A 13,452-nucleotide genomic window follows, 5' to 3' on the forward strand; every position below is an offset into this window, starting at 1 on the left:
TTAAATCTAGTCAGCTGCAAAGGGCTGGGTTCTGTATTGAACAGGACTCAGCCCTTTTAGCTTCATCTTGATGCGGTCGTAATTGTAGTAGCGGATGTAGTTCTTGAGACCGGTTTGCAGTTCGTCGACGCTGCTGAATTTGTTCAGGTAGAAAAACTCCGACTTCAGCACGGCAAAGAAGCTTTCCATGGCGGCGTTGTCCAGGCAGTTCCCCTTGCGTGACATGCTCTGCTCGACGCTCTTCTGCCTTAAGGCCCGTTGGTAGGCCGACATTCGATACTGCCACCCTTGGTCCGAATGCAAGATCGGCTGGTCTCCCGGGTTGAGCTTTTTCAGCGCCTTTTTGAGCATGCTGCCTACCAGGCTAAATTCAGGCCGCTTGGCGGTCTCGAAAGCGATGATCTCGCCGTTGTACAAATCCATGACCGGGGACAAATACAATTTTTCGCCGGCCACATTGAACTCGGTGACGTCAGTCACCCATTTCTGATTGATGCACGTGGCCTCGAAGCGCCTTTGCAGAACATTTGGCGCAGCACTGCCCACTTCTCCTTTGTACGAGCGGTATTTCTTGGGTCGAACCAGTGACTTCAGGCCGAGCTTACCCATCAGGCTTTGCACCGTCTTGTGATTGACCTTCGTACCAAGCTGTCGAATGGCTGCCGTCACGCGCCGGTAGCCATAGCGCCCTTTGTGGCGGGCGAAGAGCGTACCGATCTGCGTTTTCAAGGCTTCGTACTTATCGCCCGTCTGAGCTATTTTCTGTTGATAGTAGAAGGTGCTGCGCGCCAAACCAGCCAGCTTCAGCAGGCCGGCAAGAGGGAAGTGTCGCCTCAGTTCAATGACTACTTGCGCTTTTTGCGCGTTGTCGTCCGCTGCTGTTGCTGCGCTTGAACCAAGGCTCTCAACTTTTTTAGGTAAGCTACCTCCATGCGCAGCTGGTTCACCTCAGCGACCAACTCTTCATGGGTACGGCCAGCTGCATCAGGCAGCGCTTCTGTTTTTGTATCCGGCACTTGAGGCATTTTCTTTGAACGGCCGCGCTTGCGCGGCGTCAGCGTTTCTAGACCGCCCGCATCATAACAGCGCTTCCATCGTCCGATGCATCCAGCGCTGCGAATATTGAATAACGCAGCAGCCTCCGCATTAGAAAGCTCATCGGCCCGCATGCGCTGTATCACTTCAAGTCGGAACTGTGCACTGTAATGGCTGAACTTCTTCTTCAGCCCATCAGCCCCATGGGCGCGGTACAGCTTCACCCAAGTCTCCAGGCTCTTGCGTGGGACATCGTGCAACTCGGCCAGCCGCTGATACCCCATCGTCCCGTGCAGATACTCGCGGACGACTTTGAGCTTGAGTTGCTCATCGTATTTCGTCATGAAAAACCCCCAAAAGTTGTGTCCAACTTTTGGGGGTCAGTTCAGTTGCGCCCGGCCTTTTTTATTTGCAGTGACGGCCCGGGCTTAGTCGCCTGCGGCTTCGCCCGCCATGGCCACGCGGTCGCGCCCTCCCCGCTTGGCCGCATACAGCGCCTTGTCCGCCGCCTCGATCAGGGCCGGCGCCTCGTTCAAGCCGTCGGCGCTGTAACTGGCCACGCCGATGCTGAGCGTCACATGGTCCCTGACGGCGGCCGGTGCATGCGCCAGGCGGAGTGCCGCCACGTGCTCGCGGATGGCGTTGGCATGGCACTGCGCCTGGGCGGCCGTGGTATCGGGCAGGATAGCGGCGAACTCCTCGCCGCCATAACGCGCGGCGACATCGGCCGGGCGTTTCAGCATGGAAGCCAGCGCCTGGGCCACGGTGATCAGGCAGCTGTCGCCGGCCTGGTGGCCGAAATGGTCGTTATAGGTCTTGAAGGAATCGATGTCCATCAGGAGCAGCGACAAGGCGCCGCCATGGCGCTGCGCGCGGCGAAGTTCGCGCTCGAGCGCGACATCGAAATAGCGCCGGTTATAAATGCCGGTCAGGCCGTCGACATAGGAGCGCGCGCGCAGCGACTCGGCGTGTTCGAGCAGGTGGCGTTCGCGGTCGACGGTGCCGCTGACGTCGCGGATCTCGATCATGCAAAAGGGAGTCTTGCCTTCCTTGAAGCCTGTGACCGTCACTGCCTGGTCGATGCGCGGCCCGTCGAAACTGCCGGCCTCGCGCAGCGGGAACGGCGAGCGGCTATCGGCGGACGTGACTTGCTTCGCTACGCCGTCCGCTTGCGCCGCCAGCACCGCGGCCTCGACGCGCGAGCCGCGCAATTCCGGGAAGACGTCGAACAGACCATGCGTGCGCACGCGCGCCGCCGCACGGCTCGAGCGCGTGACCAGCCAGCGATTCCAGAGGACGATGCGATGCTCGGCATCGAGGACGATGACGCCGCAGTCCAGGAGGTTCAGGGCGTTCGACGCAAGGTCGGACAGAGGGTCGGGATGGGTAATCATGGGTGTGCGCGAGCATAGCAAGACTCGCAACAAAAAGCCAATTCGACAAGGGCGCTGCGCTCTTGACGGCATGCGAGGCGGATGATTGTCCTACGCGAGACTACGCGATCGGCTGACATGCTGCACCGCAGCATACGATTACACTGAAAGAAAAAATGCTGGAGGCGTCCGATCAGCCATTTAAGAGGTAAGCATGATTAACTTAGCAAACGGAGAATGGCCATTCTTTGGCTTTAATCCATGGGCCGGCCTGCTGCCCCCCGCCCCCGCCCCCGCCGCGCGCGAGCAGCCTGCGCGCCAGGGCAGCTTCCTGTCAGGCGTGTTCAATAGCGGCGGACAGTCGCTGCACTATAAATTGTATGTACCGGCCGGCGAACGCGCCGCGCCCCGGCCGCTGGTGGTGATGCTGCACGGCTGCGGCCAGGACGCCGCCGATTTCGCGCTCGGCACCGGCATGAACGAGCTGGCCGAAGAAGTGCAATGCCTGGTCCTGTATCCGGAACAGTCCACGCAGGTCAGCTGGAACCGCTGCTGGAACTGGTACGACGAGGCCCATCACGACCGTGACGAAGGCGAACCTGCCCTGATCGCGGGCCTGACCCAGGCCATCATCGAGGAATACGGCGTCGACCGCGCCTGCGTCTCGATTGCCGGCCTGTCCTCGGGCGGCGCGATGGCGGTGATCCTCGGGCGCACCTATCCCGACCTGTTCAAGGCGGTCGGCTGCCACTCCGGCCTGCCCCACCGCAGCGCGACGAGCACCATGGGCGCCATGTCGGCCATGCGCGGCGCCTGCGCGCTGACAGCCGCAGACGACCGCGTGCCGCCGGCCAGCATCCCGATCATCGTTTTTCATGGCGATGTCGACAACACCGTCCACCAGAAGAACAGCGACGACGTGGTGCAGCAGACCATCGCGTGCTACCAGGCGCAAGGCGCCGGCGAAGCAGGCGCCATGGCGGTCTGCGAAGAGACGGGCGAAGCAAGCGGGCGCAGTTTTACCCGGCATACGCACCGCGGCGAAACCGGAGACGTGGTCGCCGAACACTGGACCATCCACGGCACCGGCCACGCCTGGTCCGGCGGCAACCGGCGCGGCAGCTATACCGATACCTGCGGGCCGGATGCGAGCCGCGAGATGCTGCGCTTCTTCATGCAGCAATGAGGACAGGCGCCGCACGCCGCGGCGCCTGGTCCGGACGAAAAAAAACCCCGCTCTGCGGGTAATGCCGTTCAGTTAAGACTGAGCGGCATTTTTTTTCGTCGTTGTAAACGCGACGAATCGCTGTTAACCTTCGTCGCCATGTTCGACGATACCCTACATTTTCTCGCAAATCACCTAGAAGCTCCCGATTGGGCAAGGCTGGGAGATCATCTTCCTTTTGAATGGATCGAGCAGGCCCTTGCGAGCACGGATGCACTCAGTATCCGCCATCGACGGCTGCCTGCCGAGCAGGTGGTTTGGCTAATGGTGGCGCTGGCGCTCTACCGTCACAAGTCGATCGGCGAGGTGCTCGACGATCTCGGCCTGGCGATACCGAGCGAGCAGACGCCGTTCGTGAGCAAGAGTGCAGCGGCGCAGGCGCGCCAGCGTGTCGGGGCCGAGCCGTTGAAGTGGCTGTTCGATCATTCAGCCAGAAATTGGGTGGCGCAAGACAAGCGCGCCTATCTATTCAAGGGGCTGCAGCTGTTCGCGATGGACGGCACAACCTTGCGTACCCACGATACAGAGAAGAACCGGGAGCATTTCGGTGCACAGGGCTATGTCGGCGGCACGGTCGCGAGCTATCCGCAAGTTCGCGGGGTCACGCTCACTGCGCTGACGACACACTTGGTGTACAGCGCCGCGTTCGGTCCTTATTCGACCAACGAAATGCTTTACGCGAAGCAGCTGATCGAAGCGATTCCGGAACAATCGCTTACCGTCTTCGACCGGGGCTTCCTGTCGGCCGAGATTTTGTGCAGCCTGACTGGCAGTGGCGCTGAGCGGCATTTCCTTATCCCGGCCAAGTCCAATACCAAATGGGAAGTGGTCGATGGCAGCGACAACGATGAAGTAGTGCGCATGCGCGTATCGCCGCAAGCAAGGAAGAAATCTCCGGAGCTGCCGGAATTCTGGGAAGCGCGCGCCATCACTGTTGTCGACGCCCAGGCGCGCAAACGCGTCTTGCTCACTTCACTGCGCGACCGTCAGCGTTACAAGCCGGCCGACATCGCCGCCTTGTACGACAAGCGCTGGGGAATCGAGACCAGCTATCGAGAACTTAAGCAGACAATGCTGGGCATGGCGCTGACCTTGCGGTCGAAAACCGTGGACGGTGTCTACCAGGAAATCTGGGGCACGCTGATCGCCTACAACCTCATCCGCCTTGAAATCGCCAAGGCTGCGCTGGCGGTCAAGTGCGAGCCAACCGAGGTCAGTTTCATCCGCGCCTTCCACCTAATCCAGTTTGAACTGCATTGGGCTGGCGTGACGAGGTCCTATGGGAAGTTACCTGCATTGATGAAGCACTTGCGTGAAAGGCTGGTTAGCCTTCTAAAAGACGAACGGCCCGGTCGCAAATGCGACCGGGCCATCAAGGCAACGCCGAAGCGCTATGCTGTACGTAAGGTGAAAAAACTACCTTAACTGAACGGCATTACCGCTCTGCGGGGCTTTTTGTTTGTCGACTGCTTAGTTGGCGTTCTTGCTGGCCATGCGGTCAAGCTTGCGGGTCACTGCAGGGCGGACCGAGTCGACGCCGCGGGACATGCGGTACAGCTGATACAGGTCACTGGATGCCGCATCCGACGCGAGCAACTTCTTGACGAACTGCGATGCACTGTTAAACAGGTTGATGGTCTGGGTAGTCATAATTTCCTCACTTGTTTGTCTGATTCGATGTACCCAGTATGGCCTCTTCCAGATAGAAATCAAATTGAGATCCATGATGAAGGTCATTCACCAGACGTATTGCTCTGAGAATACCTGTTATGCGTTTGGCGTATTGCTGAGCGCCGTCCTATGACAGTTTCGCTTGCACGTGCGCGCCCTCCGGCCTACACTCGGAGATATGCAACCACCGGGTTGCTTAAACAATTCGTTTCCGGGAGCCAACAACATGAGTGCAGAGACGATCACGGACAGCATCGAGCGCAGTATCGATATCAAAGCGCCACGCGCGCGGGTCTGGCGCGCCCTTGCCGACGCCAATGAATTCGGCAGCTGGTTCGGCGTGAAGCTGACCGACCAGACCTTCGCGCCCGGCGCGCGCGTACGCGGCAACATCATCCACCCGGGCTATGAGCACATCGTCTTCGAGGTCAAGGTGGACCGGGTCGAACCCGAGCAGCTGCTGTCCTTCCACTGGCTTCCGTTCGCGATCGACCCGCAGGTCGACTACAGCCACGAGACCCCGACCCTGGTGACCTTTACGCTGCAGGAAATCGCGGGCGGCAAGCGCTTGACGGTGGTCGAGTCGGGCTTCGACCAGGTTCCCGCCGAACGCCGCCTGGAAGCCTTCCGCATGAACAGCCAGGGCTGGGACGCGCAGGTTGAGAACATCGCACGCCATGTCGGCGGCTGAGGAAGAAACGACCGGGCTGGCCGAGGTCTTCGCGGCGCTCGGCGACCCGACGCGCCTGCGCCTCGTCACCCTGCTCTGCGCCGGAGGCCTGTTGTCGATTTCCCAGCTCACCAGCGCCACGGAGATCAGCAGGCAGGGCGTGACCAAGCACCTGCACGTGCTGGCCGAAGCGGGCCTGGTGCACGATGTGAAGTTCGGGCGCGAGCGGCGCTGGCAGCTGGCGCCCGAACGCATCGACGACGCGCGCCGCAGCCTGGCCGCGATCGGCGCGCAGTGGGAGGCGGCCCTCGTCCGGCTGCAGCGCTTCGTCGAGTCGGACGCGCCCTAAACGTTGGCGCGCGCGATGCCCAGGGCTTCGCGCAACACCGCCAGGTCGCCAATATGGTTCGACAGCAGCAGGATCAGCTGCGCATTGAGCATCCGGCTCTGCTCCTCGCTCAAGCCTTCGTGGGTGTCGACCAGCAGCGCGTAGAAGGCGTCCGGGTCGGCCAGGTTTGGTTCCACATTCAGTCGCGCGTTCATGCGTGCTCCATCGACGGTGCGGCTTGCGCCACACTACTTTCCACCGCCAGCTTGCCGCTGGCCCTTGCCACCGCCGCGCGCACGGCGTGCAAGTCAAAGCCCCGCCAGCGCGCGCACAGGTGCTGGTCGGGGCGCAGCAGGTAAAAGCTGCCCGGGCTGGCGTCGTAGCGTGCGGCGAACAGGCCCTCGCTGTCTTCCAGCATGCCGGGGCCGCCCTGCCCCCGGGCCGCGATCACCAGCAGACGCACGGGAATCGCATCGTTCGCCAGCGCGACGGCCTGTGCGATGGCTTCGGCATCCTGCGTGCTGCCTGCGTAATAAATACCGGTGAAGGCGCCGCCCGTGTGGCGCAGTAGCCAGCCAGGTTCGCTGTCACACAACAGAGGCGCGTCGGCCGCCGGCGCGCCCGGCGCCAAGCTGCCGGCGAAGGGGACGCCGTCCGGGGTGTTCAGGACTGAGTCGATATAGGTCATCGGGGTCGACAGGCGCCCGCTGTTGACCAGCTTACGCGCAAAGGGCTGGTCCTTTGCCAGCTGCAGCACGGCGTCGCGAAACAGCCGGCTGGCGGCGCTCTTCGGCGTGATGAAATCGGTGGCGCGGGTCGAATGCAGGATGTTCTCGTCGGCGGCCTGTTCGCGCTCGCGCGCATAGGTATCGAGCAGGGTTTCGGGCGCTTTTCCCTCGACCACCAGGCGCAGTTTCCAAGTCAGGTTGTCTGCATCCTGCACGCCGCTGTTGGCCCCGCGCGCACCAAACGGCGAGACCCCATGCGCCGCGTCGCCGGCAAAGAGCACGCGGCCGTGGCGGAAGGCGTCCATGCGCAGGCAGCAGAAGGAATAAACGCTGACCCAGGCCAGTTCGAACTGCGCGTCCTTGCCGAGCAGGGCCTGGATGCGCGGGATCACCCGCTCGGGCGCCTTTTCCGCCACCGGGTCGGCATCCCAGCCGAGCTGGAAGTCGATGCGCCAGACGTTGTCCGGCTGGCGGTGCAGCAGCACCGACTGGCCGGGGTGGAAAGGCGGATCGAACCAGAACCAGCGTTCGGCCGGAAAGTCCGCCGTCATCTTCACGTCGGCGATCAGGAAGCGGTCGCGGAAGGTGCGGCCGTGGCTTTCCAGTCCCATCAAACCGCGCACCGTGCTCTTGCCGCCGTCGGCCGCGACCACATACGCCGCCTCGCAAACGTAGTCGCCATCGGGCGTGGAGACCGTCAACGCGACATGGTCCGCATGCTGGACCAGGCCAGTTACCTTGCTGGCCCAGCGCAGCGCGAGCAGGTCGAGCTCCTGCGCCCGCTCGTGCAGATAGCCCTCGACATAATACTGCTGCAGGTTCACAAAAGCCGGCCGTTCGTGGCCGCTTTCGGGCAGCAGGTCGAAACTGTAGACTTCCTCGCTGCCCTTGAAGACGCGCCCCACATTCCAGCGCACGCCCTTGGCCGCCACCCGCTCGCCGCAGCCCAGGCGATCGAAAATCTCGAGGGTGCGCTTGGAAAAGCAGATGGCGCGCGAGCCGGTCGAGAGCTTGTTGTCGTCGTCCAGCAGCACGACCGGTACGCCATTCTGCGCGAGGTCGATCGCGGTTGCGAGGCCCACCGGGCCGGCGCCGACCACGGCGACGGGATAGCGCGATCCCGATGCATCCGGCGGCGCGTAGCCGAACACACAGCCCTGGTAATCGATGTCCATGATGGCCGCCTGTAAAAAATCAGTTCTGCAGCGCGTGCCACATCTCCTTGTCGCGCTCCGCGGTCCAGATGCGCGGGTGCTTGATGCCCTTGGCCTCGTCGTAGGCGCGCGTCACGTCGAAGGGCAGGCAGTGCTCGTAGATGAAGACGTGGCGGAATTTCGGGTCCATCTTGCTGCGCACGTGGACCATCGTCTCGTTCAGCGTCATCTGCGCCGCCACAGCTTCCTTCGCGCCTTCGAACAGGGTCGTGACGAAATCCTTGGTGTAGTCGATGCCTTCATTGACCTGCTGCGGATTCATCAGTGCGGGGCCGCGACCAGGCACCAGTTTTTCGGCGCCCAGCGCGCGCAGCGCTTCCAGCGTCGCCGGCCATTCTTCGAGCTGGGCGTCGCCGGTGTAAGCCGCCGCGCCGTATTCGACCAGGTCGCCGGAGAAACAGATTTTTTGCGACGGAATCCAGGCGATGGTGTCGCCCTTGGTGTGGCCCATGCCGATATGGGCCAGGCGCACTTCGAGCTTGCCCATGAAGATCGTCATCTCTTTTTCGAACACCATGGTCGGCCAGGACAGGCCGGGCACCGATTCGACGCCCGCGAACAGGCGCGGGAAGCGCTCGATCTCGGACTGCATGTCCTGGGCGCCGCGCTCGACGATCAACTCGTAGGTGCCGCGTGAAGCGATAATCTGCTCGGCCCCTTCGGCGAAATAGGCCGAGGCGCCCAGCACGCGCACCGCATGGTAGTGCGAGAGCACCACGTACTTGATCGGCAGGTCGGTCACGCTGCGGATATGCTTGATCAGGGACTGCGCCATCATCGGGGTGGCGGTGGTGTCGATCACCATCACGCTGTCGTCGCCGACGATGACGCCGGAATTCGGGTCGCCCTCGGCCGTATAGGCCCAGGCGTTTTCGGAGAGCTGGATGAAGCTGGTCTTCTTTTCCTCGAGGTCGGCCTGCGATGCGAAGGTTCTTTCGGTCATGATGCTGTCTCCCTTTATATTTGAACGCTGGCGATAGGCAGACGATACGACTTTCCGTATTATCTGTAAATCAGGGCTTATCGATGAAGACTATGAACGGCGTGCATAACACAGACTTGGACCTTAATTTGCTGCCGGTGTTCGACGCCTTGATCCGGGTGCGCAGCGTCAGCCGGGCGGCGGCCGAGCTGGACATGTCGCAAAGCGCGGTGAGCCACTCGCTGAAACGCCTGCGCGAGTTCTTCGGCGACCAGCTGTTTTTGAAGTCCGGCAGCGGCATGCAGCCGACCCCGCGCGCGCTCGAATTGCAGGCGCCGGTGCTGGCGGTGATGGGCACCGTGCGCGGCGAGCTGCTGGTGCGCGAGGGCTTCGAAGCATCGACCAGCAGGCGCGTCTTCAGCCTCTGCCTGACCGACATGGGCGAACTGATCTTCCTGCCGCGCCTGATCGAGCGCCTGCGCCGCGAAGCGCCCTACTGCACCCTGCGCACCCTGCAGATGCCGATGCAGCAGATCGCCCAGGCGCTGGAAAGCGGCGCGGCCGACCTCGCGCTCGGATCCCTGCATTCGATGCCCGAGGGCCTGTTCCAGCAGCAGCTCTTCACGCGCAGTTTCGTCACCATCGTCAACCGCCGCAACCGCGCCATCGGCGAAGCCCTGACGCGCGAACAGTACCTGGCGCTGGAGCACATCGTCGTGTCCCTGTCGGGCAGGCTGGAAGACGCCTACGACGCCATCGTCGACCAGCTGGCCGGTCCGCGCCGGGTCTACCTGACGACGCCCCACTTCCTCACGGTGCCGATGATCATCGAGCAGAACCCGGAGCTGATCGCCACCGTGCCGCGCGAGCTGGCCACGCGCTTTGCCGGCTACAACAGCATCAAGGCGCTGACCACGCCAGTCGACGTGCCGCCGTTTGCGATCCGCCAGCACTGGCATCCGCGCTACCAGCACGATGCGGCCAATGTCTGGCTCAGGCAGCTGGTGAAGGACGTGTTCGATACGCATCCGGAATAGCAGGCGCCACCTATGCGGTCAAACAGAATTGAACAAAGATGAATACGATGCATGAAGGCACAGACCCGTAGGGGCCATCGAGGCCACTGGCCTCGATGGCCCCTACGGGTCTGAGCGTAAGGATTCAGCTTAAGTGACCGGGCTTGGCCTGCGCCCTGCCTGCTGCGCGGCGCGTCAGAAGCGGTGCTGGATACCGACCACCAACCCGGTCTGGTTGTCCGCCGTCCCCGTCACGCCGCCGTCTTCGTTGTTGTCGCGCGAGACGCCGACCGGCACGCCGCCCCTGGCCTTCGCATGCGCGGCGGTCGCGTACACGCTGGTGCGCTTGGTCAGCGCGTATTTGGCGCGCAGCACCAGCATGCGCGGATCGGCGGCGGTGTCGGCCGGCGTCACGCCGGTCTTCACGTCGACGTAGTACAGCACCGCGGTCAGGTCGAGCGCGGGCGTGAGCTCGTAATTGGTGCCGGCCCACCAGGTATTGGCCCGCGCCGTGGGACCGGCCGCCTGTTCCAGCCTCAGGTGGCGGTGGCCAAGCTTCAGGCTCAGCGCCTCGCTCGCCTCGAAGGCGGCCGCCGCGTGATAAACCGTCGATTCGGAACGCGCACCCAGCGCATTGCTGACGCCGTTGACGCGTTCCCCCGTGGCGACAAAGCGCAGCTTGCCCAGCTCGTAGGCGGCGGCAGCGGCGAGCTTGCGGCCGTCCGACGAACTGCCGGCGACTTCGCCCGCACCCCAGGACGCGCCGATTTTCAGCTTGTCGAACTGGCCCTGGTATTTGACCATGTTGTCGAAGCCCGTCGTCATGCCGTATTTGTTCGACAGGGTGCCGTTCCCGGTCGGGACCCAGGAGTAGCGCGGCGCATAGCCCATCGGGTCGAAGGAAACGATGAAGTCATAGACCGTCGTGAACGAGCGGCCGATCACGACGCGGCCGAACTTGCCTTCCAGGCCGACGTTGGCCTGGCGCCGGAACAGGGCTCCGTCGAAGGTGCCGTTGTCGATCAGGAGGCCCGATTCGAGGTTGAACACGGCCTTGAGGCCATTGCCCAGGTCTTCGGTGCCGCGAAAACCGAGGCGCGAATTGTTCGATCCGCCCGAGTAGACCTTGGTCACGTCTGCGCCGCCGGCGCCCGCATTCGTCACATGCTCGATGCCCGCATCCATGATGCCGTAGATTTGCACATTGGTCTGGGCGCATGCGGCACCGCTGAATGCGGCAGCCATCGCTGCGAAAAGCGCAGGTTTATTCATTGTCTATCTCCGTTGTAGTTGTAATGGGACGATCGAAAAGGCTGCGGGCGCCGCGCTGAACACTGCAGCGTCCGCCTCTTCTTGCGGCAAAATATAGACGGGCCCAGCTTTCAGAATGCTTTCATTGTGCTTTGCAACATCAATAACATGCGATCGCGGCGCCTGATTTCGTATGGGGAGCAAGGCGCGCAGAAGGATAATTTTTAATATCGAAGGGACAAGCCCGGGCTGAAAGCAAACTGAAAGCTGAGCCCGCCTATAGTTGACGAAAACAAGGCACACAAACGATGCCGCCAACCGGAGACAAGATGCAGACCTTTCCCTCACGCGCACGCCGTCCTGGCAGCGCCATTCCCGAATAATTCCTTCATGGCCAAGGCACGGTCCAGGCCCTGGCCTGGCCGTGCCCGGGCTTGAACAAGACAAGCTGTGCCCGCCAATGACCGTCACGCCTGCTTGCGTGGCGGCTGCGGCAATACAACAACCTGCACCGATACAGGTGCTTACATCAGGAGACGCTTCATGAACAAGATCAACACAATGCTGGCCCGTGCCGTCCAGGCGCTCGTCATCGGCGCCGCCGTGGCTGCGGCGCCGGCCATGGCGCAGGCGCCGCTGGAACTGAAGATCATCGCCCCGGCGGCGCCCGGCGGTGGCTGGGACAGTGCCTCGCGTTCGCTGCAGCAGGTGATGGTTGCCGCCGGCGCCGCCAAGAGCGTGCAGGTGATTAACGTGCCGGGCGCGGGCGGCACCGTCGGCCTGGCCCAGTTCGCCAATGGCGCGAAGGGCGACGGCAAGCAGATGATGACGATGGGGATCACCATGCTCGGCGCCGTGCTGACCAACAAGTCGCCGGTCAAGCTCGACACCGTGACCCCGATCGCGCGCCTGACGGCCGATCCTCTGGTGATCGTGGTGCCGGCCAATTCGCCGCACAAGACCATCAAGGACCTGGCCGCCGCGATCAAGGCGGATACCTCGAAAGTGGTCTGGGCCGGCGGTTCGGCCGGCGGCGCCGACCATATCCTGGCCGGCATGGTTGCGAAAACGGCGGGCGGCGACGTGCGCAAGCTGAACTACGTACCCTTTTCGGGCGGCGGCGAAGCCCTGGCCGAAATGCTGGGCGGACGCGTGACGGCCGGCGTGTCGGGCTATAACGAATTCGAAAGCATGATCAAGGCGGGCAAGCTGCGCGCCCTGGCCATCGCGTCCGGCAAGCGCATCGCGGGCGTCGACGTGCCGACCCTGAAGGAACAAGGCCTGGACGCGGAACTGGTGAACTGGCGCGGCATCGTCGCCGGCCCCGGCATCACGCCGCAGCAGCGCGCCGCCCTGGCCGCCGCCGTCGAAAAGACCGTCAAGTCGCCGGAATGGGCCAAGGTCCTGAAGGCACGCGGCTGGGAAGACGCCTACCTGCCGGCTGACCAGTTCGCCGCCTTCATGAAAGGCGACCAGGCGCGCGTCAAGGACATCCTGGTGTCGATCGGCCTGGCAAAATGATCGCCAGCCGTGAACACAAAGTGCCCGCCTGGCGGGCGCCGCTGCTGGTCGGCTTGACCCTGCTGCTGCTGGGCGCAATCACGCTGGTCGATGCCTACCGCGTCGCCGAAAGCGTCGGCCCGGGTGTCGGCCCGTCGGCGGCGATGAAACTGATCGCGGGACTGCTGGTGCTGCTTGGCCTCGCGCACCTGGTGCAGGCGGGCCGCGCGGCGAAGCAGACCCTCGTCTTCGACGCAGCCGAGAAGGTTAACTTCGGCGCCCTGGCCTGGGTGCTGGGCGGGCTGGTGCTGCAGATCGCGGCCCTGTCCCTCGGCCTGGGCTTCATCCTGTCCTCGACCATCCTGTTCGTCGCCACCGCCTGCGGCTTCGGCCGCCCGCTCAAGTCCTGGGGACCGGTCTACGGCCTGGTGCTGACGACGCTCGTCTACCTGTTTTTTACCAAGGCGCTCTCCCTGTCCCTGCCGATGGGACCGCTTGAGCAACTGCTGGGCTAAAGGA

At 63.1% G+C, this 13,452-nt stretch carries 14 protein-coding genes; 7 read left to right on the top strand and 7 right to left on the bottom strand.

The window, feature by feature from the left end; translation table 11 throughout:
* Positions 1–6 precede the first annotated feature (6 nt).
* Positions 7–1,379, bottom strand: a protein-coding gene (locus tag NMB41_RS13135) for an IS3 family transposase (protein WP_494378262.1) whose coding sequence is annotated in 2 segments (ribosomal slippage) — positions 7–905 and positions 905–1,379 — 1,374 coding nt in all. Because the reading frame shifts where the segments join, the coding sequence is not laid out codon by codon here.
* 84 nt (positions 1,380–1,463) lie between these two features.
* Entirely contained in the window at positions 1,464–2,429 is a 966-nt protein-coding gene (locus NMB41_RS13140; RefSeq protein ID WP_494378263.1) for a diguanylate cyclase domain-containing protein, read from the bottom strand.
* 193 nt (positions 2,430–2,622) lie between these two features.
* Here NMB41_RS13140 and NMB41_RS13145 point away from each other — a divergent pair, with 193 nt between their 5' ends.
* Positions 2,623–3,594 carry an extracellular catalytic domain type 1 short-chain-length polyhydroxyalkanoate depolymerase gene (locus tag NMB41_RS13145; RefSeq protein ID WP_494378264.1) on the top strand — a complete coding sequence of 324 codons (972 nt, stop codon included), beginning with the start codon at positions 2,623–2,625 and terminating at the stop codon, positions 3,592–3,594.
* A gap of 138 nt (positions 3,595–3,732) precedes the next feature.
* Positions 3,733–5,058, top strand: a complete 1,326-nt coding sequence (locus NMB41_RS13150) for an IS4 family transposase (RefSeq protein WP_494378265.1) — start codon at positions 3,733–3,735, stop codon at positions 5,056–5,058.
* Between the two features lie 45 nt (positions 5,059–5,103).
* Here the strand turns inward: NMB41_RS13150 and NMB41_RS13155 are convergent, their stop codons facing one another.
* Positions 5,104–5,283: a hypothetical protein gene (locus NMB41_RS13155; RefSeq protein ID WP_494378266.1), complete on the bottom strand. Its 180-nt coding sequence runs from the start codon at positions 5,281–5,283 to the stop codon at positions 5,104–5,106.
* A gap of 247 nt (positions 5,284–5,530) precedes the next feature.
* Here NMB41_RS13155 and NMB41_RS13160 point away from each other — a divergent pair, with 247 nt between their 5' ends.
* Positions 5,531–5,995, top strand: a complete 465-nt coding sequence (locus NMB41_RS13160; RefSeq protein ID WP_494378267.1) for an SRPBCC family protein — start codon at positions 5,531–5,533, stop codon at positions 5,993–5,995.
* The gene (locus NMB41_RS13165) at positions 5,982–6,323 is read left to right on the top strand and encodes an ArsR/SmtB family transcription factor (protein WP_494378268.1); all 342 of its coding nucleotides are present in this window, start codon (positions 5,982–5,984) and stop codon (positions 6,321–6,323) included. Before NMB41_RS13160 ends, NMB41_RS13165 begins: the two co-directional genes overlap by 14 nt.
* On the opposite strand, the gene NMB41_RS13170 is transcribed toward NMB41_RS13165, so the two are convergent.
* The 3 genes from NMB41_RS13170 to NMB41_RS13180 are packed head-to-tail and all read right to left on the bottom strand — an operon-like array spanning position 6,320 to position 9,187.
* Positions 6,320–6,517, bottom strand: a complete 198-nt coding sequence (locus tag NMB41_RS13170; RefSeq protein WP_494378269.1) for a DUF2783 domain-containing protein — start codon at positions 6,515–6,517, stop codon at positions 6,320–6,322. The two genes, NMB41_RS13165 and NMB41_RS13170, sit on opposite strands and share 4 nt — an antisense overlap.
* Positions 6,514–8,205, bottom strand: coding sequence for an FAD-dependent oxidoreductase (locus NMB41_RS13175; RefSeq protein WP_494378270.1), 1,692 nt, complete (start codon positions 8,203–8,205; stop codon positions 6,514–6,516). The genes NMB41_RS13170 and NMB41_RS13175 overlap by 4 nt, the downstream gene beginning before the upstream one ends.
* Before the next feature lie 19 nt (positions 8,206–8,224).
* Positions 8,225–9,187: an MBL fold metallo-hydrolase gene (locus tag NMB41_RS13180; protein ID WP_494378271.1), complete on the bottom strand. Its 963-nt coding sequence runs from the start codon at positions 9,185–9,187 to the stop codon at positions 8,225–8,227.
* A gap of 116 nt (positions 9,188–9,303) precedes the next feature.
* On the opposite strand from NMB41_RS13180, the gene NMB41_RS13185 reads away from it, so the two are divergent.
* Positions 9,304–10,203 (top strand): LysR family transcriptional regulator, encoded by a 900-nt coding sequence (locus NMB41_RS13185; protein WP_494378272.1) that lies wholly within the window; start codon positions 9,304–9,306, stop codon positions 10,201–10,203.
* Positions 10,204–10,377: 174 nt separating this feature from the next.
* Here NMB41_RS13185 and NMB41_RS13190 read toward each other — a convergent pair whose 3' ends face one another.
* Positions 10,378–11,454: a porin gene (locus NMB41_RS13190; protein WP_494378273.1), complete on the bottom strand. Its 1,077-nt coding sequence runs from the start codon at positions 11,452–11,454 to the stop codon at positions 10,378–10,380.
* A gap of 522 nt (positions 11,455–11,976) precedes the next feature.
* On the opposite strand from NMB41_RS13190, the gene NMB41_RS13195 reads away from it, so the two are divergent.
* Positions 11,977–12,954: a tripartite tricarboxylate transporter substrate binding protein gene (locus tag NMB41_RS13195; RefSeq protein ID WP_494378274.1), complete on the top strand. Its 978-nt coding sequence runs from the start codon at positions 11,977–11,979 to the stop codon at positions 12,952–12,954.
* Positions 12,951–13,448 (top strand): tripartite tricarboxylate transporter TctB family protein, encoded by a 498-nt coding sequence (locus NMB41_RS13200; RefSeq protein WP_494378275.1) that lies wholly within the window; start codon positions 12,951–12,953, stop codon positions 13,446–13,448. Before NMB41_RS13195 ends, NMB41_RS13200 begins: the two co-directional genes overlap by 4 nt.
* Positions 13,449–13,452: the final 4 nt, after the last annotated feature.

It is taken from the genome of Massilia sp. FBCC-B171 (genome assembly GCF_059134155.1).

Coding starts and splice junctions, on each gene's coding strand:
- NMB41_RS13200 (WP_494378275.1), top strand. CDS start 12,951: ATGATCGCCAGCCGTGAACACAAAGTGCCCGCCTGGCGGGCGCCGCTG.
- NMB41_RS13150 (WP_494378265.1), top strand. CDS start 3,733: ATGTTCGACGATACCCTACATTTTCTCGCAAATCACCTAGAAGCTCCC.
- NMB41_RS13145 (WP_494378264.1), top strand. CDS start 2,623: ATGATTAACTTAGCAAACGGAGAATGGCCATTCTTTGGCTTTAATCCA.
- NMB41_RS13140 (WP_494378263.1), bottom strand. CDS start 2,429: ATGATTACCCATCCCGACCCTCTGTCCGACCTTGCGTCGAACGCCCTG.
- NMB41_RS13170 (WP_494378269.1), bottom strand. CDS start 6,517: ATGAACGCGCGACTGAATGTGGAACCAAACCTGGCCGACCCGGACGCC.
- NMB41_RS13165 (WP_494378268.1), top strand. CDS start 5,982: ATGTCGGCGGCTGAGGAAGAAACGACCGGGCTGGCCGAGGTCTTCGCG.
- NMB41_RS13195 (WP_494378274.1), top strand. CDS start 11,977: ATGAACAAGATCAACACAATGCTGGCCCGTGCCGTCCAGGCGCTCGTC.
- NMB41_RS13190 (WP_494378273.1), bottom strand. CDS start 11,454: ATGAATAAACCTGCGCTTTTCGCAGCGATGGCTGCCGCATTCAGCGGT.
- NMB41_RS13160 (WP_494378267.1), top strand. CDS start 5,531: ATGAGTGCAGAGACGATCACGGACAGCATCGAGCGCAGTATCGATATC.
- NMB41_RS13155 (WP_494378266.1), bottom strand. CDS start 5,283: ATGACTACCCAGACCATCAACCTGTTTAACAGTGCATCGCAGTTCGTC.
- NMB41_RS13175 (WP_494378270.1), bottom strand. CDS start 8,205: ATGGACATCGATTACCAGGGCTGTGTGTTCGGCTACGCGCCGCCGGAT.
- NMB41_RS13180 (WP_494378271.1), bottom strand. CDS start 9,187: ATGACCGAAAGAACCTTCGCATCGCAGGCCGACCTCGAGGAAAAGAAG.